General features: G+C 60.9%; 28 protein-coding genes and 1 tRNA gene. 5 read left to right on the plus strand and 24 right to left on the minus strand.

The window, feature by feature from the left end; translation table 11 throughout:
* Nucleotides 1-32: 32 nt before the first annotated feature.
* Together U9R80_RS19710 and U9R80_RS19715 are read left to right on the plus strand one after the other, a co-directional pair.
* Nucleotides 33-1,229 carry an amino acid aminotransferase gene (locus U9R80_RS19710; RefSeq protein ID WP_301839511.1) on the plus strand — a complete coding sequence of 399 codons (1,197 nt, stop codon included), beginning with the start codon at nt 33-35 and terminating at the stop codon, nt 1,227-1,229.
* A 62-nt stretch (nt 1,230-1,291) separates the two neighbouring features.
* Nucleotides 1,292-1,367, plus strand: a tRNA-Asn gene (locus tag U9R80_RS19715).
* Between the two features lie 67 nt (nt 1,368-1,434).
* Here the strand turns inward: U9R80_RS19715 and U9R80_RS19720 are convergent.
* The 5 genes from U9R80_RS19720 to U9R80_RS19740 form a co-directional block, all read right to left on the minus strand.
* On the minus strand, nt 1,435-1,857 hold the full coding sequence (locus U9R80_RS19720; RefSeq protein WP_301839510.1) for a cupin domain-containing protein: 423 nt from the start codon (nt 1,855-1,857) through the stop codon (nt 1,435-1,437).
* A 90-nt stretch (nt 1,858-1,947) separates the two neighbouring features.
* Complete coding sequence (locus tag U9R80_RS19725) at nt 1,948-2,508, minus strand: DUF1285 domain-containing protein (RefSeq protein WP_301839509.1); 561 nt, start codon at nt 2,506-2,508, stop codon at nt 1,948-1,950.
* A gap of 9 nt (nt 2,509-2,517) precedes the next feature.
* Nucleotides 2,518-3,123 (minus strand): DUF4823 domain-containing protein, encoded by a 606-nt coding sequence (locus tag U9R80_RS19730; protein ID WP_301839508.1) that lies wholly within the window; start codon nt 3,121-3,123, stop codon nt 2,518-2,520.
* Between the two features lie 66 nt (nt 3,124-3,189).
* Nucleotides 3,190-4,158 (minus strand): GTP 3',8-cyclase MoaA, encoded by a 969-nt coding sequence (locus U9R80_RS19735; protein ID WP_301839506.1) that lies wholly within the window; start codon nt 4,156-4,158, stop codon nt 3,190-3,192.
* Between the two features lie 127 nt (nt 4,159-4,285).
* Entirely contained in the window at nt 4,286-4,924 is a 639-nt protein-coding gene (locus U9R80_RS19740; protein ID WP_301839504.1) for a TetR/AcrR family transcriptional regulator, read from the minus strand.
* 72 nt (nt 4,925-4,996) lie between these two features.
* On the opposite strand from U9R80_RS19740, the gene U9R80_RS19745 reads away from it, so the two are divergent.
* Nucleotides 4,997-6,130, plus strand: a complete 1,134-nt coding sequence (locus tag U9R80_RS19745) for an aminotransferase class V-fold PLP-dependent enzyme (RefSeq protein ID WP_301839502.1) — start codon at nt 4,997-4,999, stop codon at nt 6,128-6,130.
* A gap of 240 nt (nt 6,131-6,370) precedes the next feature.
* On the opposite strand, the gene U9R80_RS19750 is transcribed toward U9R80_RS19745, so the two are convergent.
* The 12 genes from U9R80_RS19750 to U9R80_RS19805 all read right to left on the minus strand — a co-directional run bounded on the left by U9R80_RS19750 (nt 6,371) and on the right by U9R80_RS19805 (nt 16,138).
* The gene (locus tag U9R80_RS19750; RefSeq protein ID WP_301839501.1) at nt 6,371-7,153 is read right to left on the minus strand and encodes a TatD family hydrolase; all 783 of its coding nucleotides are present in this window, start codon (nt 7,151-7,153) and stop codon (nt 6,371-6,373) included.
* 45 nt (nt 7,154-7,198) lie between these two features.
* Nucleotides 7,199-8,185 carry a DNA polymerase III subunit delta' gene (locus U9R80_RS19755; protein ID WP_301839500.1) on the minus strand — a complete coding sequence of 329 codons (987 nt, stop codon included), beginning with the start codon at nt 8,183-8,185 and terminating at the stop codon, nt 7,199-7,201.
* Nucleotides 8,178-8,810, minus strand: coding sequence for a dTMP kinase (gene tmk, locus U9R80_RS19760; protein WP_301839499.1), 633 nt, complete (start codon nt 8,808-8,810; stop codon nt 8,178-8,180). Before tmk ends, U9R80_RS19755 begins: the two co-directional genes overlap by 8 nt.
* 19 nt (nt 8,811-8,829) lie before the next feature.
* Nucleotides 8,830-9,975, minus strand: coding sequence for an endolytic transglycosylase MltG (mltG, locus tag U9R80_RS19765; protein ID WP_301839498.1), 1,146 nt, complete (start codon nt 9,973-9,975; stop codon nt 8,830-8,832).
* A 3-nt stretch (nt 9,976-9,978) separates the two neighbouring features.
* On the minus strand, nt 9,979-10,794 hold the full coding sequence (gene pabC, locus U9R80_RS19770) for an aminodeoxychorismate lyase (protein ID WP_301839497.1): 816 nt from the start codon (nt 10,792-10,794) through the stop codon (nt 9,979-9,981).
* Nucleotides 10,794-12,038, minus strand: coding sequence for a beta-ketoacyl-ACP synthase II (gene fabF / locus U9R80_RS19775; protein ID WP_301839496.1), 1,245 nt, complete (start codon nt 12,036-12,038; stop codon nt 10,794-10,796). Before fabF ends, pabC begins: the two co-directional genes overlap by 1 nt.
* A gap of 105 nt (nt 12,039-12,143) precedes the next feature.
* Nucleotides 12,144-12,380: an acyl carrier protein gene (gene acpP, locus U9R80_RS19780; protein WP_025261008.1), complete on the minus strand. Its 237-nt coding sequence runs from the start codon at nt 12,378-12,380 to the stop codon at nt 12,144-12,146.
* A 195-nt stretch (nt 12,381-12,575) separates the two neighbouring features.
* Nucleotides 12,576-13,316, minus strand: a complete 741-nt coding sequence (gene fabG, locus U9R80_RS19785; protein ID WP_274112872.1) for a 3-oxoacyl-ACP reductase FabG — start codon at nt 13,314-13,316, stop codon at nt 12,576-12,578.
* Between the two features lie 16 nt (nt 13,317-13,332).
* Complete coding sequence (gene fabD / locus U9R80_RS19790) at nt 13,333-14,271, minus strand: ACP S-malonyltransferase (RefSeq protein WP_301839493.1); 939 nt, start codon at nt 14,269-14,271, stop codon at nt 13,333-13,335.
* Nucleotides 14,272-14,400: 129 nt separating this feature from the next.
* The gene (plsX, locus tag U9R80_RS19795) at nt 14,401-15,411 is read right to left on the minus strand and encodes a phosphate acyltransferase PlsX (protein WP_301839492.1); all 1,011 of its coding nucleotides are present in this window, start codon (nt 15,409-15,411) and stop codon (nt 14,401-14,403) included.
* A 3-nt stretch (nt 15,412-15,414) separates the two neighbouring features.
* Nucleotides 15,415-15,597, minus strand: coding sequence for a 50S ribosomal protein L32 (gene rpmF, locus U9R80_RS19800; RefSeq protein WP_010223221.1), 183 nt, complete (start codon nt 15,595-15,597; stop codon nt 15,415-15,417).
* Nucleotides 15,598-15,610: 13 nt separating this feature from the next.
* Nucleotides 15,611-16,138 (minus strand): YceD family protein, encoded by a 528-nt coding sequence (locus tag U9R80_RS19805; RefSeq protein ID WP_301839491.1) that lies wholly within the window; start codon nt 16,136-16,138, stop codon nt 15,611-15,613.
* Between the two features lie 95 nt (nt 16,139-16,233).
* Between U9R80_RS19805 and U9R80_RS19810 the strand changes: the two genes are divergently transcribed.
* A complete protein-coding gene (locus tag U9R80_RS19810) occupies nt 16,234-16,809 on the plus strand; it encodes a Maf family protein (RefSeq protein ID WP_301839490.1) in 576 nt (191 codons plus the stop codon).
* A gap of 55 nt (nt 16,810-16,864) precedes the next feature.
* Here U9R80_RS19810 and U9R80_RS19815 read toward each other — a convergent pair whose 3' ends face one another.
* Genes U9R80_RS19815 through rluC form a run of 3 tightly spaced genes read right to left on the minus strand, consistent with a single transcriptional unit; the run spans nt 16,865 to nt 19,478 of the window.
* Entirely contained in the window at nt 16,865-17,848 is a 984-nt protein-coding gene (locus U9R80_RS19815; protein ID WP_301839489.1) for a S49 family peptidase, read from the minus strand.
* A gap of 6 nt (nt 17,849-17,854) precedes the next feature.
* On the minus strand, nt 17,855-18,532 hold the full coding sequence (locus tag U9R80_RS19820) for an HAD family hydrolase (protein WP_301839488.1): 678 nt from the start codon (nt 18,530-18,532) through the stop codon (nt 17,855-17,857).
* Nucleotides 18,522-19,478, minus strand: a complete 957-nt coding sequence (gene rluC, locus U9R80_RS19825; protein ID WP_301839487.1) for a 23S rRNA pseudouridine(955/2504/2580) synthase RluC — start codon at nt 19,476-19,478, stop codon at nt 18,522-18,524. The genes U9R80_RS19820 and rluC overlap by 11 nt, the downstream gene beginning before the upstream one ends.
* Nucleotides 19,479-20,225: 747 nt before the next feature.
* Here rluC and rne point away from each other — a divergent pair.
* Entirely contained in the window at nt 20,226-23,342 is a 3,117-nt protein-coding gene (gene rne, locus U9R80_RS19830) for a ribonuclease E (RefSeq protein ID WP_301839486.1), read from the plus strand.
* A gap of 68 nt (nt 23,343-23,410) precedes the next feature.
* On the opposite strand, the gene murB is transcribed toward rne, so the two are convergent.
* The 4 genes from murB to U9R80_RS19850 are packed head-to-tail and all read right to left on the minus strand — an operon-like array spanning nt 23,411 to nt 25,837.
* A complete protein-coding gene (murB, locus tag U9R80_RS19835; protein WP_301839485.1) occupies nt 23,411-24,430 on the minus strand; it encodes a UDP-N-acetylmuramate dehydrogenase in 1,020 nt (339 codons plus the stop codon).
* Complete coding sequence (locus tag U9R80_RS19840; protein WP_301839484.1) at nt 24,427-24,891, minus strand: low molecular weight protein-tyrosine-phosphatase; 465 nt, start codon at nt 24,889-24,891, stop codon at nt 24,427-24,429. Before U9R80_RS19840 ends, murB begins: the two co-directional genes overlap by 4 nt.
* The gene (gene kdsB / locus U9R80_RS19845) at nt 24,891-25,655 is read right to left on the minus strand and encodes a 3-deoxy-manno-octulosonate cytidylyltransferase (RefSeq protein ID WP_301839483.1); all 765 of its coding nucleotides are present in this window, start codon (nt 25,653-25,655) and stop codon (nt 24,891-24,893) included. Before kdsB ends, U9R80_RS19840 begins: the two co-directional genes overlap by 1 nt.
* Nucleotides 25,652-25,837, minus strand: coding sequence for a Trm112 family protein (locus tag U9R80_RS19850; RefSeq protein ID WP_011532874.1), 186 nt, complete (start codon nt 25,835-25,837; stop codon nt 25,652-25,654). The genes kdsB and U9R80_RS19850 overlap by 4 nt, the downstream gene beginning before the upstream one ends.
* Nucleotides 25,838-25,853 lie beyond the last annotated feature (16 nt).

Here is a 25,853-nt window from a genome sequence, read left to right on the forward strand (position 1 = left end):
TCTTTCACTCTCCATTCAGAGCCAAGGTAATAATGAGCCTGTTTTCCGCTGTCGAGCTGGCACCACGCGATCCCATTCTGGGCCTCAACGAAGCTTTCAACGCCGATACCCGTAGCAACAAGGTCAACTTGGGTGTAGGTGTGTACTGCAACGAAGAAGGGCGTATCCCACTGCTGCGCGCAGTGATCGAAGCCGAAACCCAGCGCGCTGCCCAGCACGCTTCCCGCGGTTACCTGCCGATCGATGGCATCGCCGCCTACGACCAGGCCGTGCAGAAGCTGCTGTTCGGTGCCGAGTCGCCACTGCTGGCCGCAGGCCGGGTCATCACCACCCAGGCCGTCGGTGGGACCGGCGCCCTGAAGATCGGTGCCGACTTCCTCAAGCAGATTTCGCCAAACGCCGTGGTTGCCATCAGCGACCCTAGCTGGGAAAACCACCGCGCCCTTTTTGAAGCCGCCGGCTTCCCGGTCCAGAACTACCGCTACTACGACGCCGCCACCAACGACGTCAACCGCAGCGGCATGCTCGAAGACCTCAACGCCCTGCCCTCCGGCTCGATCATCGTCCTGCACGCCTGCTGCCACAACCCGACTGGCGTCGACCTGAGCCTGGACGACTGGAAAAACGTTCTGGAAGTCGTCAAGGCCAAGGGCCACGTGCCATTCCTCGACATGGCCTACCAGGGCTTTGGCGACGGCATCCACGAAGACGCCTTTGCCGTACGCCTGTTCGCCGAGTCGGGCCTGGACTTCTTCGTCTCCAGCTCGTTCTCCAAATCCTTCTCGCTGTACGGCGAGCGTGTTGGCGCCCTGTCGATCATCACCGAGTCCAAGGAAGAGAGCGCTCGCGTGCTGTCCCAGGTCAAACGCGTGATCCGCACCAACTACTCCAACCCGCCGACTCACGGCGCCACCATCGTTGCCACCGTGCTCAACAGCCCGGAACTGCGCGCAATGTGGGAAGAGGAGCTGGGTGAAATGCGCCAGCGCATCCACGGCATGCGCAAGCAGATGGTCGAGCTGCTGGCCGAATACGGCGCCCAGCGCGATTTCAGCTTCGTCGGTCGTCAGCGCGGCATGTTCTCCTACTCGGGCCTGACCGTTGAGCAAGTGGCACGCCTGAAGAACGAGTTCGGCATCTACGCCCTGGATACCGGTCGCATTTGCGTTGCCACCCTGAATCAGAGCAACATCCATGTGGTGACCAAGGCCATCGTCGAGGTCCTGTAACTGACCTTTTGCCAAGGGGAGGCTTGACTTCCCCTTAGCAATCAGTAAGATACGCCCCAGATTCCGCGATAGCTCAGTCGGTAGAGCAAATGACTGTTAATCATTGGGTCCCAGGTTCGAGTCCTGGTCGCGGAGCCAAATACCTGAAAAACCTCCAGTTGCGCTAAGCACTGGAGGTTTTTTCGTTTCTGCCCTCGCACTTTTCCTAAGGCTCGTAGGGCTCGGTTACGGGTCGCTGCTCATCCACCAGCGTCCACACCAGCAACTTTGCCGGCTCCGTCTCACTGCCATTGCGCGACACCAGGTGTACAGCTCCCGGCGGCTCGTACCAGAAGTCTCCCGTCTGGTAGGCAGTTGGCTGCTGCTCCCCCTTAAGCTGGGAGACCACGGTCCCTTCCAGCACATACGCCATGACCGCCCCCGGATGCTGATGCGCCACGGACTTCTGCCCCGGCGCATAACTGACTGTCAGCATGATGGCTTTCTTGCCGGGCGCATTGCTGGGCAACTGCTGCTGCAAAATCTTGACTGCTTCCTGCCCCTGCTCCGGGCCATGAGCCCAGGCACCCGGCAGAACAAACAGGCTGGCGATGATCAGTGTACTGAAGGGTAACGGGCGGAGTTTCATTGGCATGACCTTTACTGTGTGAGTACCGGCAGGTTATGCCGGGACCCACGCGGTAAAAAGCGCCAATTCGGGGAAAAACGCGGAGGCTAATCAGCTGCGACCAATGGGATAGAAGGCACCGCCACTCCAGACCCCCAGCCATTCCTGGCCGTCGATCTGCCGCGGCACAGCCAGCTCGACCAACTGATAGAACACATTACGGTGGATCAGCGCTTCGAGATTGCTGCGCATGTGGACATAAGGCGATGGCTCTTGAGTCTGCGCATCGATCTCGAAACGCAGTGGATGCTCGGGACCGGCCTCGACCTGATCCTCGACATTGCTGGTGAACCGCAGCACCTGCTGCTCACCGCTGCCTTGAACCTCCACGGCTACTGCCACGAAGGGCGCATCGTCGACCTTGATGCCGACCTTCTCCACCGGCGTGATCAGGAAATAGTCGTCACCGTCACGACGAATGATGGTGGAGAACAGCCGCACCATCGGCTTGCGCCCGATCGGTGTACCTAGGTAATACCAGGTGCCATCGCGAGCGATGCGCATGTCGATATCGCCGCAGAAATCCGGATTCCACAGATGCACAGGTGGCAAACCTTTCTCCGCTTTGGGAATCTGCGACAGCAGATCGTTTGCCTTGCCGGAATCCGTCATTACATTCTCCTATCGACTCATGCCCAGAAGGCTACGAGCGTAATCCTCAAGGGGTGGGCCGAGCAAATCTTCCGGCTTGTTATCGTGGAACGTCAGCAAACCGCCACGGCTCTTGATCCGCGCGGCATCGATCAAATAGCGGGTATTGGTCTCGATCAGCATCAGCTGGACCACGCCGGTGTCGATACCCAAACGATCGACGGCTTGCTCGTCGTACCACTCGTCACCATTGCCGATGCGATCATCGGTACGCGCAAAGCGGGTGTAGAGCAGGTAGTGGGCGCCCACCGAACGAGCCTCCACCAGCGCCTCCTCCAGGCCCAGGGGGCCTTGGGCGCGTCGCACCATGGGGAAGTACTCGATAAAGCCCTTGTACGCTTCTTCGGCGACCACATTGGGTCGCGGATAAGGGCCTTTGCCCGGCGGGACGAAAGCGCCCTGGCCTATGTAGATGAATGAGTCAGGTTGCAGACGGACCGACAGCGAACGGCGCGTGTCGCTATGATCGAGCAGACCGGCATCGCTCATGTGATAACGGGCGCCCTCGCCCATGTCGCTGACATTCATGCAGCCGCCCAGCGCCATCAGCGCCAGCAGCAGAACCAGGCTACGCATCTATCCTCCAGTGGCCGGTGACGGAAAACCGGCGAACGGCTGACAGATGCAGCTTTTGCGCCAGTCTTAACCGCCAATGATCTTCATCACCGTCGCACCACCGGAAAACGCCACTGGCTGCTTGTCGCCCAGCGCCTTGAGCAGCAACCCCTGCAACGCGGGCAGCGCTTCGTGGCGGGGCTTGTCGAGCAGATCGCCGATATAGTGGCGGTTGCTCGATGACAGGCAGCCGTGCAGCCAGCCGGTAGACGACAGGCGCAAACGCGAGCAGGTACGGCAGAACGGCACGCTCTCGTTGGCGATCACTCCAAAAAAGCCATGACCGGGAATCTGATAGCGCAGGGCCGTAGCATCCACCGGCGCATTGGCCTGCAGGTACTCGTAACGCTCGCCGATCAATTGCAGCAGATGTTCAAGGCTGACGAACTGTTGCAGGAATGCGTTGCTGTCACGCGCCAGGTGCCCCATGCGCATCAGCTCGATGAACCGCAGCTCGAATCCCCGCGCCATGCAGTACTCAAGCAACGGCACTACCTGATCGAAGTTCTGCCCGCGCAAGGGCACCATGTTGACCTTGATCTTCATTCCGGCCGCGCTGGCCTGCTCCATGCCATCGAGCACAGTCGCCAGATCGCCGCCACGTGCGATACGACGGAATGCATCGGGATCAAGGGTATCGAGGGAGACATTGAGTCGGCGAATGCCGGCGGCGCGCAGCAGCGGCAGCTTGCGAGCCAGTAGCTGACCATTGGTGGTCAGGCTGATTTCATCCAGGCCAAGCGTGGCGACGGAGGTCAGGAAGGTTTCCAGCTTGGGACTGACCAGCGGCTCACCGCCGGTCACCCGCAGCCGTTCGATGCCAGCGGCCTCGATCAGGTAAGCCACACCACGGGCCATGGCTTCAGCGGACAGCTCGTCCTGAGCCGCCACCAGACGCTTGCCGTCCGGTACACAATAAGTACAGGCATAGTTGCAGGCAGCGGTAAGGCTGACACGCAAATTGCGAAAACGCCTGCCTTGGCGGTCGACGATCATGGGTGACTCCGGCATGGATGAATCGGGCCTGCAAAACCTGACTCAAAAATCAGGTTTTTGCAAGCCTCATACCTGAGTATATTCCCGCCAGGGTCATCCCAGTAGCATCATCGGGCCCCTGAATGCCTCAGTTGCCGGCGCCGTCCGGGTCACGCTTGCGCTTGTTGCCCATGCGAACACCGATGTCCATCAGGAACTGGAAGAACCCTTCCTGATCTTCCAGCACGTTGCTCCAGAATGGCGAGTGATAGAGCGCTACAGCCCCATGCACCAAGGCCCAGGCAGCGCAATAATGGAAGTACGGCGGCACGTCTTCGAGCTTGCCTTCACTGATGCGACCCTTGATCAGCAGGGTCAGGCGCTCGAAGTTGGAGGCACGGATCTTGTGCAGCTCCTCGACCATCTCGGGTACCTGGTTACCCTTGACCACCTTCTCTTCGAGGCGATCGAACAACCGGTAGCGCTGCGGGTCACGCATGCGAAATTCAAAGTAGGCGCGCGACAGGGCTTCCTTGTCGCGATCGACGTCGGCAGAGTGCAACAGTTCATTCAAGTCGCGCTCGTAGTCGAGCATCAGGCGCAGGTAGATCTCCGCCTTTGACTTGAAGTGCTTGTAGATCGTGCCTTTGCCGATACCGACAGCATCAGCGATCATCTCGACGGTGACGCTGTCTTCACCCTGTTCGAGAAACAGCTTGAGCGCGGTATCGAGAATTTCTTGCTCACGGCGACGAAACTCACGGACCTTACGAGGTTCTTTCTGCATAAGAAGGACTGGATCAAAATCGAAGCCGGTTATTATGCCTAACTTGCGCCAAAATGCACGGATCATCCAACCATGTCTATGTTTCTGGAAGAGTTTGAACAGGCCCCTGGCCTTCGCTATCTGAACCATGCAGCCGTGGCACCCTGGCCGCAACGCGCCAGCCAGGCGGTTGCGCGCTTCGCCCAGGAGAACGTTTTACTGGGTGCTAGGGACTATCCTGACTGGATGCTCATGGAGCAACGCCTGCGCGAACGCTTGATGCGCCTGACGAACGCGCCGTCAACCGATGACATTGCCCTGGTCAAGAACACCTCCGAAGCGCTTTCGTTCGTCGCCGTCGGACTCGCCTGGCAGGCCGGTGACCAGATCGTCATCAGCGATGAGGAGTTCCCTTCCAACCGCATTGTCTGGGAAGCCCTGGCCGACCAGGGCGTTGAAGTGCTCCAGGTAAGCCTCAAGGGCCCGGACCCGGAAGCCGATCTGCTGGCTGCCTGCGGGCCTCGGGTTCGGTTGCTGGCCATCAGCGCCGTACAGTTCGCCAGTGGCCTGCGCCTGGACCTGACACGGCTCGGCCAGGGCTGTCGCGAGCGCCAGGTACTGTTCTGTATTGATGCCATTCAGCAGTTGGGGGCCCTGCCCTTTGACGTTCAGGCCTATCAATGCGACTTCGCCATGGCCGACGGACATAAATGGATGCTCGGCCCGGAAGGCCTGGGGGTGTTCTATTGCCGCGCCGAAATTCGCCCCCAGCTCAAGCTCAGCGAGTACGGCTGGCATATGCTGGAGCACATGGGCGACTACTCCCGCACTACGTGGGAACCGGCACACAGCGCCCGGCGCTTTGAATGCGGCAGCCCGAACATGCTCGGCGCAGCCGCCCTGGAGGCGAGCTTGTCGCTGCTTGAAGCCGTGGGCATGGAACAGGTGGCTGCCGCGCTGGCCGAGCGGGTGGCCTGGCTGCACGATGGCCTGACGGCGATTCCCGGCGTTCACCTGCACAGCCCACAGGATCCGGCACGACGCAGCGGCATCGTTTCATTCAGCATCGACGGTGTTGATAACCTTCAGGTCTATCAACGCTTGAAGCAGGAACAGGTGGTCTGCATCACCCGCGGCCAAGGTGTGCGATTTTCACCGCACTTCTACACACCTAAAGCGATAATCGACGAAACTCTTGCAATAGTAAGGCAAATAGCAGAGCGATGAGTGCTCAGCAGCGGCAGCCGTATTCCAAATCTGTTTAAAAAACGACCAACCAGCGCTGGCAGCCCGCCAATCCTGACCAATACTTCAGATGTTGGCGCGGCGCATCCCCCCAAGTGGCGCGCCGATAAAGGTGCTCAGGGACCGCGTACCTTTGTTTTACTCCTAATGGTCTTAACCCGGATTCACCCCCCAGAACCCGGGTTTTTTTTGCCTGCGTTTTTTGTGTCGACAGGCTTTCCCCTAGCGGACCCGTGCCAGCGGGAACAAACGCTTGAAGTTGGCCGTGGTCTGCTCGGCCAGTTGCTCATAGCTTTCGCCACGCAGCATCGCGACGAATTCCGCCACTTCACGCACGTACTGCGGCAAGTTCGCCTTGCCACGATAAGGGATAGGTGCCAGGTACGGGGAGTCGGTTTCTACCAGCAGGCGATCGGCCGGGACTTGTCGGGCGACATCACGCAGGGCATCGGCGTTGCGGAAAGTAACGATGCCTGACAACGAAATGTAATAGCCCAGGTCCAGCGCCGCCCTGGCCATGTCCCAGTCCTCGGTGAAGCAATGCAGCACACCCGCCTGACTCAAGTCGGCCTCGCGCAACAACGCCAGGGTATCGGCCCGGGCTGCGCGGGTATGGATGATGACCGGCTTGCCGGTGGTTTTTGCCGCCTGCAAGTGAAGACGGAAAGAATCCTGCTGCACCTCGGCCGCTTCGGGCTCGTAGTGATAGTCCAGGCCAGTTTCACCGATGGCTACCACATGCGGGTGCTCAAGCTCCTTGAGCAGCCAATCCAGCGGCGGAGCACCGTCGGGGGTCAGGTCCAGCGGGTGAATCCCCACCGAACAGTCGACATCGCTGTAGCGCTCGCTCAGGTCCTTGACCGCCTTGGCGTTGTCGGCACTGACGCCGATACACAGGAAGTGACCGACACCCCGGGCCCGGGCCGCCTCAAGGGCGGCATCCAGGGAGCCCTGGTGCGCGGAGAGGTCGAGACGATCAAGGTGACAATGGGAATCTACAAGCATGGCTTCACGACAACACTGAAAAATGAATGAATTTGAACGCCTGGCTCAACGCTGACCCGGCAGCATCGCCCAGGACGCCAGCAGCGCCTCAAGCAACAGCACGCGGTTGAGGTTGGCCTTTGACAGCACCTTCTGACGCTGGGCGAGGATCCAGTCCTGAATCTCCAGCACCTTGCCCTTGCTGCTTTTCTGCGCAAGGTACTGCACCACCTTGCGCATGTCGCTCAAGCCTAACCCTTCCTCGTCCTCGGTCAACTGATAGCGCAAAACCAGATTGGACCAATCACAGAACCAGTCGAACAACTGCAACAAGGGGATAGCATTCCAGGCTTCGGCCAACTGGCTGGGGGACTGCTGCTGCTTGAGCAGCTTCTTGACCCCCTCGACCACCAGCGCACGCTGCTCGCGCACGCCCTGAGCCTGAAGGCTGACCGCCGCCAGTGGCGAACCGGCTGCCAGCGTGAGCAACTCAAGGCGCTCCTGCTCATCACAATCAGGCAGCGCCTTGCTCAACCAGGCCAGGCTTTGTTCGGCATCCGGCAGCGGACAGGCCTGCTGGACACAGCGACTCTTGATGGTCGGCAACAAGCGGCTGGGCTGATGGCTGACCAGCAACAGCACCGTATTGCCCGACGGTTCCTCGAGACTCTTGAGCAAGGCATTGGCAGCATTGATGTTCATCGCCTCGACCGGCTCGATCAGCACCACCTTGCGCCCGCCCAATTGCGCGGTCTGAACCACAAACGACACCAGGTCACGCACCTGGTCGACCTTGATAGGCTTGTCGGCCTCTTCCGGCTCCAGCACGTAGTTGTCCGGGTGGCTACCGGCAGCCAGCAACAGGCACGATTTGCACTGGCCACAGGCCAGGAGATTGGCCGGGCGCTGGCACAACAGCAACGCCATCAGGCGCTCGGCCAGCGCACGCTTGCCGATGCCCTGGGGACCATGCAGCAGGTAGGCATGGGCATGCTGTGTACGCCCGGCCAGTTGCTGCCACAAGGCCTGTTGCCAAGGAAAGGCCTCAGCCACGGCAACGCTCCAGGATTTGCGGCAGCAAGGCATCCAGCGACTGCTGCACCTGCGCCAGGGATTGCGAGGCGTCGATCAGCGTGTATTGCTCAGGGGCGGCCTTGGCACGCGCCAGATAGGCCTGGCGTACGGCCTCGAAAAAGACCTGGCCTTCCTGCTCGAAGCGATCCAGACGGCCACGCGCCGCTGCCCGGGACAAACCGATTTCTACGGGCAGGTCGAAGACCAGGGTCAGGTCCGGGCGCAACGCGCCCTGGACGAACTGTTCCAATGTGGCGATGCGCGACACCGACAGGCCGCGACCACCACCTTGATAGGCATAGGTGGCGTCGGTGAAACGATCGCACAACACCACCGCCCCTCGGGCCAGTGCCGGGCGAATCACTTGCGCCAGGTGCTGGGCACGGGCGGCAAACACCAGCAACAGCTCAGTGTCGGCATCCATGAGTTCTTCGCTGGGCGCCAACAGCAGTTCGCGGATCCGCTCGGCCAGCGGCGTACCGCCAGGCTCACGAGTCAGGACCACATCCACGCCCTTGGCCCGCAGGTGCTCGGCAAGGTACTCGCGATTAGTGCTCTTGCCCGCGCCTTCGGGACCTTCCAGGGTAATAAACAAGCCGCTCACAGAGAGTCCTTACAGTTGATCATTGCGGGGTGGGTTCGCTGGCCGGCGCTTCCGGTTCAGGGAGCGCTTGCTCTGCCTCGCCAGGCGCTTCCTCGACGGGAGCTTCCAGGGCAGGAGCGTCGACCGGAACCACGGGGGCCGGGCTTGAACGATAATCGGCACGTCGCTTGATTTGATACTCGCGAACAGCCGAGTTATGCGCATCCAGGTCATCGGAGAAGACATGGCTGCCATCGCCACGCGCCACGAAGTACAGGCTGGTACCCGCCGTCGGGTTCAGCGCGGCATGAATAGCTTCACGCCCCACCATGGCGATCGGTGTCGGCGGCAGCCCGGCATTGGTGTAGGTATTGTAGGGCGTCGGTTCACGCAGGTCGGCGCGGGTGATCTTGCCGTTATAGCGCTCACCCATGCCGTAGATGACCGTCGGATCGGTCTGCAGGAGCATGCCGATACGCATGCGCCGCACGAACACGCCGGCGATCTCGCCACGCTCCTGGGGCACCCCCGTCTCCTTCTCCACCAGCGAGGCCATGATCAGCGCCTGGTAGGGATCACGATACGGCAGGTCGGCGGGACGCGCCGCCCACTCCTTGGCCAGGACTTCGTCGAGTCGGGCGTAAGCCTGCTGGAGAAACTCCACATCGGTCATGCCGCGAACAAAGCGATAGGTGTCCGGGAAGAAGCGCCCTTCTGGAAACACACCGGGATGGCCAAGTTTGTCCATTACTTCGGCATCACTGAGGCCGTCGATGGTCTGTTTGATCTTTTCATGCTTGGCCAGCGCCGAGCGCACCTGGCGGAAGTTCCAGCCCTCGACCAGGGTCAGGCTGTACTGCACCACATCCCCCCGACGCCAGACCTCGAACAGGTCGCGCACGGTCATGCCCGGCGTCATGCGGTATTCGCCCGTATGCAAAGGCACGCCGGTCATGTTGAAGCGCCAGTACAGGCGCAACCAGAACGCATCGTCCAGCAGGCCGTCTTTCTCCATGCGGTAGAACATGCGATTGGGGTTGGTGCCGGTCGGCACGTCGAGCAATTGCTCCTGGCTTACATGCAGGGTCTGCTCAAGCGCCGAGTGCACTTTCCAGGCCGAAAACCCCAGCATCAGGCCTGCCAGGATCAATCCGGTCTCCAGCAGCACCAAGAATTTACGTCTCACAAATCAGGTATCCAGTAACGTACGGGCAATGGCCTGCAGTTTACGGGTGAGTGGTCCCGGCGACCAGTTCAGCGACGCAAATGCGCGCACGGGCCAAATGCCATAAACGCTGTTGCAGACGAAGACTTCATCGGCCTGCTCCAGGTCCTGCAGGGACAGATCGGCAACCCTCACCGCAATCCCAGCTGCACCAGCCTGGGCGATCAGTGCTGCCCGCATGACACCAGCGACACCGCAACGGCTCAGGTCAGCTGTCAGTAACTGGCCGTTACTGACCAGGAACAGATTGCTGAACACCCCTTCGATAACCCTGCCCGAGGTGTCGCGCATCAATCCCTCGGCGTAGTCGGTGTCCTGCCATTCGGAACGCGCCAGGACCTGCTCGAGCCGATTGAGATGTTTGAGCCCTGCCAGCAAGGGTTGTTCCGCAAGACGCGTGGCACAGGGGAACAAAAGAATGCCTTGTTCGGCATTGCGGGCAGGATAAGCGGGCAAGGGATTGCCCTGAAGGATACGTCGTGGCATGGCGCCCGCAGCAGGCGCATAGCCGCGCTGGCTGTCGCCACGCACCAGCATCAGCTTGAGAACGCCGTCACCCAACATACTGGCGTAACGGCATAGCTCATCGCGGATCAGGCCGTGATCGGCACTGATCGCCAGGCGCTGGCAACCAAGCGCCAGGCGCTCGAGATGGTACTCGAGCAACGATGGCCGACCGGCCCGCACGGCGATGGTCTCGAACAGACCATCGCCGTAGGCCAGCCCGCGGCTTTGCAGATTGACTGCATCAGCCGGCAGGCCATCGAGCCAACTGTGCATCAGCCGGCGAACCGGCGGAACACCAGCGAGCCGTTGGTACCGCCAAACCCGAAGGAGTTGGACAGCACGACGTCGATCGACATGTTGCGCGCCTCATGCGGCACGAAATCCAGGTCGCAACCGGCGTCCGGTTCGTCGAGGTTGATGGTCGGCGGTGCTACCTGGCTGTTGATCGACAGCACGCTGAAGATCGCCTCTACCGCACCGGCGGCGCCGAGCAGGTGGCCGGTCATCGACTTTGTCGAGCTGACCGTCAGCTTGTAGGCATGCTCACCAAACACCGACTTGATCGCCGACGCTTCGGCCAGGTCGCCTGCCGGCGTCGAGGTACCGTGGGCGTTGATGTAGCTCACCTGGTCAGCATTGAGGCCGGCGTCGCGCAAGGCGTTGACCATGCAACGCGCGGCGCCACTGCCGTCTTCTGGCGGGGAGGTCATGTGGTAGGCGTCGCCGCTCATGCCAAAGCCGACCAGCTCGGCATAGATGGTCGCGCCACGGGCCTTGGCGTGTTCGAGCTCTTCAAGCACCAGGGCACCGGCACCGTCGGAGAGGACGAAGCCGTCACGGCCTTTATCCCACGGGCGGCTGGCCCGGGTTGGGTCGTCATTGCGGGTCGACAGCGCGCGCGAGGCACCGAAGCCACCCATGCCCAAGCCGCAGGCCGCCATTTCTGCACCGCCAGCGATCATCACATCGGCTTCGCCGAAGGCGATGTTGCGCGCAGCCATGCCGATACAGTGAGTACCGGTGGTGCAAGCAGTGGCAATGGCGTAGTTAGGTCCCTGTACACCCAGGTGGATCGACAGGAAACCGGAAATCATGTTGATGATCGAACCTGGCACGAAGAACGGCGAAATGCGTCGCGGGCCCTGATCATGCAGCGTCCGACTGGTTTCTTCGATATTGGTCAGACCACCGATACCCGAGCCCATGGCGACGCCGATGCGCTCGCGGTTGGCATCGGTCACTTCCAGGCCGGCGTTACGCACTGCCTGAAAACCGGCTGCCAGGCCGTACTGAATGAACAGATCGAGCTTGCGGGCTTCCTTGACCGACAGGTACTGCTCAACCTCGAAGCCCTTTACCGAGCCGCCAAAACGGGTGGAGTAGGCAGACAGGTCCGTATGTTCAATCAGACCTATGCCACTGCGGCCAGCCAGAATGCCCTGCCAACTGCTCGGCACATCCGTACCCAGTGGCGACAGCATACCCATACCGGTGACCACGACGCGTCTACGCGACACAGCACTCTCCTTATTCACATTGACTACATGTCTTGTAAAGAAAAAACCGCACGCCGGCGAAGGCAGTGCGGTTTTTCCATGACAAGAAGCGACGACTACAACGTCTTAGCCCTGGTGGCTGTTGACGTAGTCGATAGCAGCTTGAACAGTAGTGATCTTCTCAGCTTCTTCGTCAGGGATTTCGGTCTCGAATTCCTCTTCCAGAGCCATCACCAGCTCAACGGTGTCAAGGGAATCGGCACCCAGATCTTCGACGAAGGAAGCAGTGTTCACTACTTCTTCTTCTTTAACGCCCAGTTGCTCGGCGACGATTTTCTTGACGCGTTCTTCGATGGTGCTCATACCTTGTTTTCACTCCTAATGGACATATGTCAGGCAGCTGGCCGGTGTGTAAGTGTATAGAAAGACGTCTGCTTTTCAAGCGCAACACGCCTCGCCAGACCACACCTGCCAACCGACTAGAATCTGGTTGCAGCTTTATAACGGATTTTAGACAGCTCGTATGACATTTTTTTGAAGCAATCCGTCACATTAGATTTACATATACATGCCGCCGTTGACCGGAATAGTAGCGCCAGTCACATAACCCGCACCCTCGGAAGCCAGGAAAGCCACCACATTGGCGATCTCCTGAGCCTGGCCCAGACGCCCCAGAGGGATCTGGGTCTGCAGCGCTTCGCGTTGAGCTTCCGGAAGTTCACGGGTCATGTCGGTATCGATGAAGCCCGGGGTCACCGAGTTGACGGTGATGGCACGGGAGCCGACTTCACGGGCCAGGGCGCGGCTGAAACCTTCCAGACCGGCCTTGGCAGCTGCGTAGTTGACCTGGCCGACGTTACCCATCGCACCCACCACCGAACCGATGCTGATGATACGACCCCAGCGCGCCTTGGTCATGCCGCGCAACACGCCCTTGGACAGACGGTAGAGGCTGTTCAGGTTGGTGTCGATGACGTCGAACCACTCGTCGTCCTTCATGCGCAGCATGAGGTTGTCACGAGTGATACCGGCGTTGTTGACCAGGATGGTCGGCGCACCGAACTGCTCCTGGATTGCGGCGAGCGTGGCAGTGACGGATTCGTCGCTGGTCACGTTCAGTTCCATGCCGGTGCCGGTGATGCCGTGCTCCTTGAGAGTGGCGGCAATACGCTCGGCACCCGAAGCGGAGGTCGCGGTACCGATCACGGTCGCGCCCAGACGGCCCAATTCCAGGGCGATAGCCTGGCCAATACCACGGCTGGCGCCGGTTACCAGTGCAACTTTACCTTGCAGGCTCATGCAAGCTTCTCCTAATTCAGGCCAGCGCCGCACGGGTGGCGGCGAAAGCGTCCGGGGTATTGAGGTTAAAGGTGTTCACGCCGTCAGCGCAGCGCTTGTTCAAGCCAGCCAGGACCTTGCCCGGGCCACATTCGACCAGTTGCACCGCGCCATTGGCGGCCAGGGTCTGTACGCACTCGACCCAACGGACCGGCTTGAACAGCTGCTCGAGCAGGTCACGCTTGAGGGTATCCAGATCGGCCGCCACGGCAGCGCTGACATTCTGTACCAGCGGGATCTGCGGAGCCTTCCATTCGATAGCATTGACCGACTCGGCGAAGCGCTCGGCAGCAGGACGCATCAGCTCGCAGTGCGATGGCACGCTCACCGGCAGCGGCAGCGCACGCTTGGCGCCCTTGGCCTTGCAGGCTTCCATGGCGCGCTCGACTGCCGCCTTGGCGCCAGCAATCACCACCTGGCCAGGCGAGTTGAAGTTCACCGCACTGACAACTTCACCCTGGGCAGCTTCGGCACAGACGGCCACAACATCGGCGTCATCAAGGCCAAGAATGGCAGCCATGGCGCCCTGCCCAGCCGGAACGGCTTCCTGCATGAGCTGACCGCGGCGCTCCACCAACCTGACCGCGTCGGCCAGGCTCAGGCTGCCGGCAGCGACCAGCGCACTGTACTCACCCAGGCTATGACCAGACACGAATGCAGGACGCGCACCACCTTCCGCCAGCCACAGGCGCCACAGGGCGATCGAGGCAGTCAGGATGGCTGGCTGGGTTTTGTCGGTTTGATTGAGTTGCTCTTCCGGGCCGTTCTGGGTCAGCGCCCAGAGGTCATAACCCAGAGCCTCGGAGGCCTCGCGGAAGGTATCAATAACCAACGGATACTGAGCGCCCAGCTCGGCAAGCATGCCGAGGGACTGCGAACCTTGACCGGGAAAGACGAATGCGAGGGATGCAGACATTGAACAAGCCCCTAATGATCTTGTCGTCGGAAATGAAGCGCCCAGCGCGCGGCTGAGCACAAGAAACTGAAAACTTGGATGTTAACGCGGACCAAGCGGTCACATTTAACCACTTCCTGATGGATATGCCTAAAGCAACAGATCTTCCAGGCGCCCGTGCAGACGCTGGGGCAGGTTCTCCTGAATTTCGATCAGGGCCCGCTGAATGGCGCTCTGGAAGCCCTGCACGCCCGCAGAGCCGTGACTCTTGATGACGATACCCTGAAGGCCGAGAAAACTTGCGCCGTTATGACGCGCAGGAGCGAGATCTGCCTGCAAGCGCTTGAGCAGCGGCATGGCCACGGCACCCGCCAAACGCGCGCCCAGCCCGCCCCTGAACAGAGCCTCGATGCGCGAACCGATCATGGTCGCAAGACCCTCGCTGGACTTGAGCAGAATGTTGCCAACGAAACCGTCGCACACCACCACATCCGCCTCGCCACGGTACAGGCCATCGCCTTCGACGAAGCCAATGTAGTTAAGGCCGCGAGCGTTCTGCAGCAGGCTGGCCGCAAGCTTGACCTGCTGATTCCCCTTGATGTCCTCGGTACCGACGTTGAGCAGCGCCACACGGGGCCGGGAAACCCCCAGGGCCTGGGCCGCAACGGAGCCCATGACCGCAAACTGAAAGAGGTTTTCGGCACTGCAGTCGACATTGGCCCCCAGGTCAAGCAACTGGCAGTAGCCGGCCTGAGTCGGAATGGCCGCGACCATCGCCGGTCGATCGATGCCAGGCAGTGTCTTGAGTACATAGCGCGACAGCGCCATGAGCGCTCCCGTATTGCCCGCGCTCACACACGCCTGAACCTTGCCATCACGCAATAATTCAAGGGCCACGCGCATCGAGGAATCGGGCTTGCCGCGCAACGCCTGGGAGGGCCGCTCGTCCATACCGATCACTTCGCTGGCGGCGACAATCTGCAGGCGCGCGCGATCCGCAGCCGATTGGCCAGCGATCAGGTCTTCAAGGAGGGAGGGTTGACCGACGAGGGTCAGGTGCAGCGAGGGGGTAGCTGACAGGCAAGCAATACTCGCCTGAACAATGCTGCGGGGACCGAAGTCCCCGCCCATTGCGTCAATCGCGATGATCTGAGCGGACAAGGATTACTCGTCAGCGCCCTTGTCGATCACTTTACGACCACGGTATACGCCTTCTGGCGATACGTGGTGACGCAGGTGCACTTCACCAGTGGTTTTCTCTACGGACAGAGCGTTTTCCGAGAGGGCGTCGTGCGAACGGCGCATGTCACGGGCAGAGCGGGATTTTTTGTTCTGCTGAACAGCCATAATTGATTAACTCCTAAACGTTTGGGTCACGCTTTAACTGCGCCAATACACTGAACGGGTTGGACCGTGTTACCTCGTCCTTGCTCGGTTCGGGCTCATCGGCGCCCGCCGGCTGCTGGCATTCTTCCGGATGATGAGCAGGCACGATGGGCAAGGCGAGCAGAAGCTCTTCCTCAACCAAGGCCTGCAGATCCAAAGGATCTTCGCCCAGTTCCAGCACGTCATAACCTTTCGGTAACGACTGGGTATTCGCACCCTCCTTCACCACGGCGTAGGTACACTCGCTGTGGATCGGCAGGGTGACCAGCTCAAGACAACGCTGGCAAACCATTTTGACCTCGACGTCGAGTGAGGTGTGGACAACCACGGCCTTCTGCTCGTCTCGCTCAAAATCGAATTTAGCCTGCACCGTACCGACATTATCGGAAAGCGGGTCGCAGAGTCTCTCCAAATCGGCGAGTTGCAGCGTTCCTTCAATAGAAACACCACGATCGGCCAATTTGCGCGGGTCAACGTGAGGTGGAATCGGGTCATTCAACATAGGCGCAGCATTCTAGGGACGACCCCCGCCTCTGTCAAAGGAAATTCGGCTCCGTTCAGCATGTTAGAATCGTTTCACCTGCCCAGGAGTTCATCATGCTGCCTCTGTTACTGGCTTCCAGCTCACCGTATCGCCGCGAATTACTCGCCCGCCTGCACCTGCCGTTTACCTGGGCAAGCCCCGACATAGACGAACAACGACACCCAGAAGAGCCAGCCCTGGACCTGGTAAAGCGCCTGGCCCGGGAAAAGGCTCAGGCACTGGCGACAAGCCACCCCGAGCACCTGATTATTGGCTCCGACCAGGTTGCCGTACTCGGCGAACAGATCCTCGGAAAACCACACACCTTCGAGCGAGCCTGCGAGCAGCTGCTCGCAGCAAGCGGCAACCACGTCACCTTCCTCACAGGCCTTGCACTGCTCAACAGCCAGACCGGCCACTGCCAGGTCGATTGCGTGCCGTTCACAGTCAACATGCGCGAACTGGACCTGCCGCGTATCGAACGCTACCTGCGCATCGAGCAACCCTACGATTGCGCCGGCAGCTTCAAGGCCGAGGGCCTGGGCGTCAGCCTGTTCCAGAGCACCCACGGCGTCGACGCCACCAGCCTGATCGGCCTGCCGCTGATTCGACTGGTAGACATGCTCCTGCAAGAGGGCATGACCTTTTAGCCGCGGCACGAAAAAGCCGGCCTCAACGGGCCGGCTTTTTTAAATCGCGGGACAATCAGCGCAACGAAGGCCCTTGAAAGCCCATCCACATCGCCAGGCGCTCTGCAATGCTGGTACCCAGGCGCTTGGAGAAGCGATCAAAGGGCGACTCTTCGATCGTGAAGTCCACCAACTCTTTCTCGCCCACCACCTCACGCGCCACATAACCGGCACTGCCCAAGCCATCCACCAAACCAAGGGCCAACGCCTGCTCGCCAGACCAGATCAGACCACTGAACAACTCAGGGTGCTCCTTGTCCTTCAAGCGCTCGCCACGCCCCTGCTTGACGCTGGCAATGAACTGCTTGTGGGTGGTTTCCAGCACACTCTGCCAGAACGCTGTCTCTTCGGGTTTCTGCGGCTGGAACGGATCAAGGAAGGCCTTGTGCTCGCCAGCGGTATAGGTACGACGCTCGACACCAAGTTTCTCCATCGTGCCGACGAACCCATATCCCGCCGCCGTAACACCAATGGAGCCCACCAGACTGGCCTTGTCGGCATAGATTTCGTCGGCGGCACTGGCAATGTAGTAGGCGCCGGAGGCACCCAGGTCGCTGATCACCGCATACAGCTTGATCGCCGGATACTCCGCGCGCAGCCGGCGAATTTCATCGTAGATGTAACCGGACTGCACAGGACTGCCACCCGGACTGTTGATGCGCAGGATCACAGCCTTGGTTTTCGAGTCCTTGAAGGCCTCACGCAGACCTCCAACGATGTTGTCGGCACTGGCAGGCTCCTGGTCGGCAATCATTCCGCGCACTTCGACCAGCGCCGTATGCGTGACACTGCGTGAGGCGGCCTTGTCCATGTTCATCAAAGGCGAAAACAGGGCAAGGATGCCGAACAGGTACACAAAGGTCAGCAACTTGAAGAAAATCCCCCAGCGCCGAGAACGACGCTGCTCCTGCACTCCCGCCAGGAGGGTTTTCTCCAACAACTTCCAGCTCTTTTGCTCTTCGTTGCCTTCGGCGCCTGGCGCCTTCCACTCATCAGCCATGCTCACCTACCCTGGAAATATCGCGACAGGCGACCGGCTCAACCAGGCCTGCAAGTGTGAAAAATGCTCTAGACAGACCTGCGGCCTGAAGGCGCTCAATGCCTCGAGCGACATCGCCCCATAACCGACCGCGGCCGAATGCATACCGGCATTGCTGGCCATCAGCAGGTCAAATGACGAGTCCCCCACCATCAATGCACGCGACGGCGCCACCTGGCAATGAGCGAGAATCTCTTCAAGCATTTGCGGGTGTGGCTTGCCACGGCTTTCATCGGCAGCGCGGGTGATATCGAAGTAAGCCTGCCAGCCATTGGCCTGCAACACTCGATCCAGGCCGCGACGCGCCTTGCCGGTAGCCACTGCCAGGCGATAGCCCTCGGCACGGAAGGCCTCAAGCGATTCGACCACTCCCTCGAACAACGGCGAAGGCTGCTCATCCAGCGCCATGTAGACGTCGGCATAGTGCTGACGGAAGGTTGCGACCTGCTCGTCGTCCAGGTGCGGATACAAGGTGGCAATGGCCTCAGGCAGCGCCAGACCGATAATGCCCTTCACCGCAGCATCATCGCAGGTCGACTCCCCTGCCCGATCCGCAGCCAGGTGCATGGCCTGAACAATACGCCCGATGGAATCAGCCAGGGTGCCATCCCAATCGAAAATCAGCAGATCGTAATCACGCTGCACTCAAGCGCTCCACAGTCTTGACCCACATCTCGTCCACTGGCGCCTCAATCTTGAGCTCACCGCCATCAGGCAGCGGCACGGTCAAGGCATAGGCATGCAGAAACAGGCGCTTGCCTCCCAGCTCTCGAATTTCGCGAGTGAAGTCCTCATCCCCGTACTTGCTGTCACCGGCAATGCAGTGCCCGGCGTGCAGGGCATGAACACGAATCTGGTGTGTACGGCCGGTGATCGGGCGCGCCTCGATGATGGTGGCGAACTCACCGAAGCGGCGCAGGACGCGGAACAATGTCAGCGCCTCCTTGCCCTCATCGTTGACCTCGACCATGCGCTCACCAGAGCGCAGGTTGCTCTTGAGCAACGGCGCATTGACCTGCTTCTTGGCGGTCGCCCAATGGCCGCGCACCAGCGCCATGTAACGCTTGTCGACGCCATCGCCGCGCAAGGCGGCATGCAGGTGACGCAACATGCTGCGCTTCTTGGCAATCATCAACAGGCCGGAGGTGTCGCGGTCCAGGCGATGAACAAGCTCCAGCTCCTTGGCATCGGGACGCAACTGACGAAAGGCTTCGATCACGCCAAAACTCAGACCGCTACCGCCATGAACGGCGATACCGGCTGGTTTGTTCAACACGATCAAGGCCTTGTCTTCATAGACAATGGCGGCCTCAAGACGCTGAAGCAAACCCTGGGCCACTGGCACAGGCTCGTCGCGCTCAGGCAGACGAACGGGCGGTACCCGCACGATGTCACCGGCCTGCAACTTGTACTCGGGCTTGATCCGCCCCTTGTTCACGCGCACTTCGCCTTTACGCAAAATGCGGTAAATCAAGGTCTTGGGAACACCCTTGAGTGCAGTAATAAGGAAATTATCGATTCGTTGGCCGGCAAGTTCCGGCGCGACCTCGATCAGCTGGACGCCGGAGGTCGGAGGGGCATTAGTCGTCATTTGCCAATCATAACAATTTTTTATGGATTTGAAGCACTTAATGATTGCTGCTATAGTCGCGAACGCCGCCAAAAGCGGCAGGCCAGCGGACTCACGGCTTCTAGCCGGCCCTGACCGACGCAATTCTCGAGGACGCGAGGCCGTCCGACGGGGCTTTTGCCAGTTTACAGAAATGCCTGGAATCGCCACCAGCGCCGTGCAGAGAAGACCGATAAAAAACTATAAGAGCGGTGTTTCGCCCTCCCCCACGTTTTTTTTCGATGCCACTCTGTCAGTGCCGTCAATTTCACGCAGTCTTGGCGAAGGCTTCGGAAATACCAGCCTTGGACATAAAAGGCGCGGGCTCCCCAATCGGAGCTGGCGATAAATGCAACCCGTTGCGGATTCAGCGCGCGGCAGCACCCGAATTATCAGGGATACGTGTAGGGTGGAGATGCACAACCGTCGGACCGTGTAGTACTGCGTCCAGTCCAGCGGCCTTTAGGCCAGGCGACCGGACCCGGTCTTGATCAAGATGCCCCTGGGGCGTCCACGGCCGAAGGCTGATTCCTCCTCCTGACTGAGTGCATTTGACACCACAGCAAGCAGGACGCGTCGTCGCGACTTCGGCAGCACTGGGTTACCAGACTGGCTCGAATGTCGCTGGACACGGGGGTGGCCCGCCACCCCTTGCGCACCTGACACCGACCGTGAGAAGTCGTGTGTGCCGAACGCCGTTTCCGGCAGCCCGGAAACCGACGGTATTACATGAAAAGAATGCTGATTAACGCAACTCAACCCGAAGAGTTGCGTGTAGCTCTGGTGGACGGCCAACGTCTCTACGACCTGGACATCGAGTCCGGTGCGCGCGAGCAGAAGAAGGCCAACATCTACAAAGGCCGGATCACCCGGATCGAACCTAGCCTGGAAGCCGCATTCGTCGACTTCGGCTCCGAGCGTCATGGCTTCCTCCCCCTCAAGGAAATCTCCCGCGAATACTTCAAGAAGTCCCCGGAAGGTCGGGTAAACATCAAGGAAGTACTCAGCGAAGGCCAGGAAGTCATCGTCCAGGTCGAAAAAGAAGAGCGTGGCAACAAGGGCGCCGCCCTGACCACCTTCATCAGCCTGGCCGGTCGCTACCTGGTCCTGATGCCAAACAACCCACGTGCCGGCGGCATCTCCCGTCGCATCGAAGGCGAAGAGCGCAATGAACTGCGCGAAGCCCTGAACGGCCTGGTCGCACCTGCCGACATGGGCCTGATCGTGCGCACTGCCGGCCTGGGCCGCAGCAGCGAAGAAATGCAGTGGGACCTGGATTACCTGCTGCAACTCTGGACCGCGATCAAGGAAGCCTCCCTGGACCGTTCCGCACCTTTCCTGATCTACCAGGAAAGCAACGTGATCATCCGCGCCATCCGTGATTACCTGCGCCAGGACATCGGCGAAGTGCTGATCGACAGCATCGACGCCCAGGAAGAAGCCCTGACCTTCATCCGCCAGGTGATGCCGCAGTACGCGAGCAAGATCAAGCTGTACGAAGACAGCGTCCCACTGTTCAACCGCTTCCAGATCGAAAGCCAGATCGAAACCGCCTTCCAGCGCGTGGTCGACCTGCCGTCCGGCGGCTCGATCGTGATCGACCCGACCGAAGCCCTGGTGTCCATCGACATCAACTCGGCACGCGCCACCAAAGGCAGCGACATCGAAGAGACCGCCCTGCAGACCAACCTGGAAGCGGCCGAAGAAATTGCCCGCCAGCTGCGCCTGCGTGACATCGGCGGCCTGATCGTCATCGACTTCATCGACATGACCCCGGCCAAGAACCAGCGTGCCGTCGAAGAAAAGGTACGCGAGTGCCTGGAAGCCGACCGCGCCCGTGTACAGGTCGGCCGTATCTCGCGCTTCGGCCTGCTGGAAATGTCCCGTCAGCGCCTGCGCCCATCCCTGGGCGAAAGCAGCGGCATCGTCTGCCCACGCTGCAGCGGCACCGGCATCATCCGCGACGTCGAATCCCTGTCGCTGGCCATCCTGCGCCTGATCGAAGAAGAAGCCCTGAAAGACCGCACCGCCGAAGTTCGCGCCCAAGTGCCGATTCCGGTTGCCGCCTTCCTGCTCAACGAAAAGCGCAACTCGATCACCAAGATCGAACTGCGCACCCGGGCTCGTATCGTCATTCTGCCGAACGACCACCTGGAAACCCCACACTTTGAAGTCCAGCGCCTGCGCGACGACAGCCCGGAAGCGCTGAGCAGCCAGTCCAGCTACGAAATCGCTGCTGCCGAGACCGAAGAAGTCCAGCCGACTGCCGCCACCCGCACCCTGGTTCGCCAGGAAGCCGCGGTCAAGACTGCACCGGCCCGTGCCAATGCACCGGTTCCGACCCCAGTGGAACAACCGGCAGCCCCGGTCCACGTCGCCCCTGAGCCAAGCCTGTTCAAGGGCCTGGTGAAGTCGCTGGTCAGCCTGTTTGCCGGTAAGGACGAACCTGCCGCCGCGCCAGTCGTTGCCGAAAAGCCAGCGACCGAACGCCCGCAGCGCAACGAAGAGCGCCGCAACGGTCGTCAGCAGAGCCGCAACCGCAACGGCCGTCGTGAAGAAGATCGTGATCGCAAGCCTCGCGAAGAGCGCGCACCGCGCGAAGAGCGTCAGCCTCGCGAAGCCCGTGAACCGCGCGAGGAAACCCAGGCCCGCGAAGAGCGCGCCCCTCGTCAGCCACGCGAAGAGCGTCAGCCTCGCGCTCCACGCGAAGAGCGTCGCTCCCGCGAAGACCGTCCGGTCCGCGAACTGCGCGAGCCACTGGATGCCACTACTCCAGCCGTACGCGAAGAGCGCCCTGAGCGTGCCCCACGTGAAGAACGCCAGCCTCGTGAAGAACGTGCACCACGCGAAGAACGCGCCCCACGTGAAGAGCGCACACCGCGCGAGGAACGTGCGCCGCGCGAAGAGCGTCAACCACGTCCACCACGCGAAGAGCGCCAGCCACGTGCCGCCGAACAGGCTGCCGAAGCAGCTGAAGAGCAACTGCCGAACGAAGAACTGCTGCAGGACGACAACCAGGAAGGCGCCGAAGGCGATCGTCCACGTCGCCGCTCCCGTGGCCAGCGTCGTCGCAGCAACCGTCGTGAGCGTCAGCGCGATGCCAACGGCAACCTGGTAGAAGGTTCCGAGACCGAAGAAGGCAACGAAGAACAGCCACAGCCAAGCGCGCTGGGTGCCGAACTCGCTGCTGGCCTGGCGGTAACCGCTGCCGTCGCTACCAGCAACATCAGCGCCGACGCCGAGGCCCAGGCCAACCAGCAAGCCGAACGCGCAACTGCCGCCGTCGAAGAGCAGGCACCTGCGGTTGAAGCAGCTGCCGAGCCTGCGGTTGTCGAAGCAGCTCAGTCCGTGACTGAAGTGGTTGAAGTGACCGAAGCCGTAGAAGTTGCCGAAGTCGCTGCAGCCCCGGTTGTCGAGCAACCCTTCCAGGCACCGGTAGAAGCTGCCGAAGTCAGCATCGCGCCGGTGGTTGAAGAAGTCGTTGTCGCCCAGGTTGAAGCTGTCGAGCCAGCCGTTGCCGCCGAGCCTGAAGTCCAGGTTCCAGTGCAGGCTGAGCCTGAAGTGGTTGCTGAAGTCGCCGCAGAACCTGCCCCGGCAGTTGTTGAAGCGCCGGCCGCAGTCGCTGAAGCACCTGTGGAAGCGCCAGCCGTTGTGGCTGAGACGCCAGCTGAAGCACCCGCTCCAGCCAGCGCCCTGACCAGCAGCGGTCGCGCGCCTAACGACCCACGTGAAGTCCGTCGCCGCAAGCGCGAAGCCGAGGCAGCTGCAGCTGCTGAAGCCAAAGCAGCGGCCGAGCAGCAAACCGAAGTCCTGGAAACCGCAGAAGAGCACAAACCGCTCGTCTGATCTTCCAGGCTGAAAAAAAGCCCCGCCAGGTAACTGGCGGGGCTTTTTTATTGCCCATGTCCTGCCGATCAGTACAGGTTAGGCTCCATCTCCAGCGTCACACCAAAACGCTCCAGGATGTCGGCCTGGATCTTCTGCGCCAGCTCATGCAACTGCACACCCGTGGCCTGGCCGTAATTGACCAGTACCAGCGACTGCAGACGATGCACGCCGGCATCGCCTTCACGATGGCCTTTCCAGCCCGCCTGCTCGATCAGCCAGCCAGCCGCCAGCTTGAATTGCCCGTCGGCCTGTGGATAAGCCACCAGCCCTGGATGCTGAACACGGATCTTGTCCGCCAGCACACCCGCCACAACAGGGTTCTTGAAAAAGCTCCCTGCATTGCCGAGTTCAACAGGATCCGGCAGTTTTTCCCGGCGGATACTGCAAATTGCATCACTCACGTTCTGCGCTGTCGGACTGCTGATGCCCTGCTCACTCAGGCGCTGGCGGACCGGCCCGTAATCCAGGTGCGCATGCAACACGCGGCTCAGGGCAAAGCGCACGCGCAGAATCAACCAGCGTCCCGGGTGCTGCTTGAACACGCTGTCACGGTAGGCAAACTGGCATTCCTCCAGGTCAAACTCGCGCAATGCGCCGGTCTGACGATCCAGTGCCGTTAGCCCGACGAAGACATCCTTGATCTCGACACCATAGGCACCGATGTTCTGCATGGGAGCCGCACCAACGGTGCCAGGAATCAAGCTGAGGTTCTCAAGGCCTGCCAAGCCCTGGGCCAGGGACCACTGGACAAACGGGTGCCAGGGCTCTCCCGCCTCGGCCTCGACAATCACCTGCTGACCGTCATCAGACAAAATTCGCAGCCCGGCACTTGCCATGCGCAACACCAGCGCTTGTACATCCGCCGTCAGCAAAAGATTGCTGCCACCACCGATCACCAGCACCGGCAGCCCTTGTGCAGCCGCCTGTGCCAATGCCTGGCGAACGTCCTCGTCGCTGTGGGCCTGGGTGAAGTAGCGCGCCTTCACATCAATGCCGAAGGTGTTGTACGGCTTGAGCGATACCTGCTCCTGCCACTGCCCGCTCATAGACGTCCCTTGAGTTCGATGACCAATTGGCGGCAAGCCGTTTCGATCAGGTCCAGGACCTGCTCAAAACCTTGCTCGCCGCCGTAGTAAGGATCCGGCACCTCGTCCAGTGCCCCGTCGTAACGACGCAGGAACAGGTCGAGTTCGGCTTTGGCACCGGCAGGCTGCATGGCCTGCAGATGGCCAAGATTGCTCTTGTCCATGGCCAGGATCAGGTCGTAGTCATTGAAGTGGGCGCCGCGCACCTGCTGTGCACGCTGTTGCGACAGGTCATAACCACGCAACTGGGCGGCACGCCGGGTGCGGCTGTCGGGCTGCTTGCCGACATGCCAATCACTGGTACCGGCCGACGCTACTTCGATCAGCGCCTCCAGGCCTTCGGCCTGCAACTGATGACGTAGCACGCCTTCAGCCGTGGGCGAGCGACAGATGTTGCCCAGGCACACGAACAAGACCCGCATCAGGCCTCCAGCAAGCGCCGCACGCGCTCCAGGTCTTCAGGGGTATCAACGCCCACAGGAGGGGCCTCGATGGCGTCGGCTACATGGATGCGCACCCCGTGCCAGAGCGCTCGCAACTGCTCCAGCGATTCTGTCTGCTCCAGCCAGCAAGGTCCCCAGCTGACGAAGTCATGCAGAAAGCCTGCACGGTAGGCGTACATGCCGATGTGGCGGCGATAAGGCACGCCCTCAGGCAAGGTATCTCGACTTTTCGCAAAAACATCGCGCGCCCAGGGCAGCGGCGCCCGGCTGAAGCTCAAGGCCAAGCCGTTGCAATCGCTGACGACTTTCACGGCGTTAGGGTTGAACACGGCAGTGACGTCTTCGATCGGCTCGGCCAGCGTAGCGATGCCCGCCTCAGGATGCGCCGCCAGGTTGGCGGCAACCTGGTCGATGATGATCGGCGGAATCAACGGCTCATCGCCCTGGACGTTGACGACAATGGCGTCGGGCGCCAGGCCCAACTGCGCCGCAACTTCGGCCAGTCGGTCAGTGCCCGACTCATGGTCTTCCCGGGTCATCAGCACTTCAGCGCCGAAAGCCTGGCATGCCTGGTAGATGCCAGCGTCATCCGTGGCGATGACCACGCGACTGGCGCCACTCTTGCGCGCCTGCTCCCAGACATGCTGGACCATCGGCTTGCCTGCGATCAGCAACAATGGCTTGCCCGGCAAGCGGGTAGATCGCAACCTTGCAGGAATCACTACGGTAAAGGTCTGGCTCATTTATCCAGACGCTCTTCATCGGTCAGGGTACGGGCTTCGCTCTCCAGCATTACCGGGATGCCGTCGCGAATCGGGTAGGCCAGGCCGGCGCCCTTGCTGATCAGCTCGGTCTTGTCGGCGCTGAGCTTGAGAGGGCCTTTGGTAATCGGGCAGGCCAGGATATCGAGCAGTTTGGTGTCCATGGGTATTCCTCAGGCC

The sequence above is a fragment of the Pseudomonas sp. JQ170C genome (genome assembly GCF_035581345.1).
In the GTDB taxonomy this organism is placed as follows: Bacteria; Pseudomonadota; Gammaproteobacteria; order Pseudomonadales; family Pseudomonadaceae; genus Aquipseudomonas.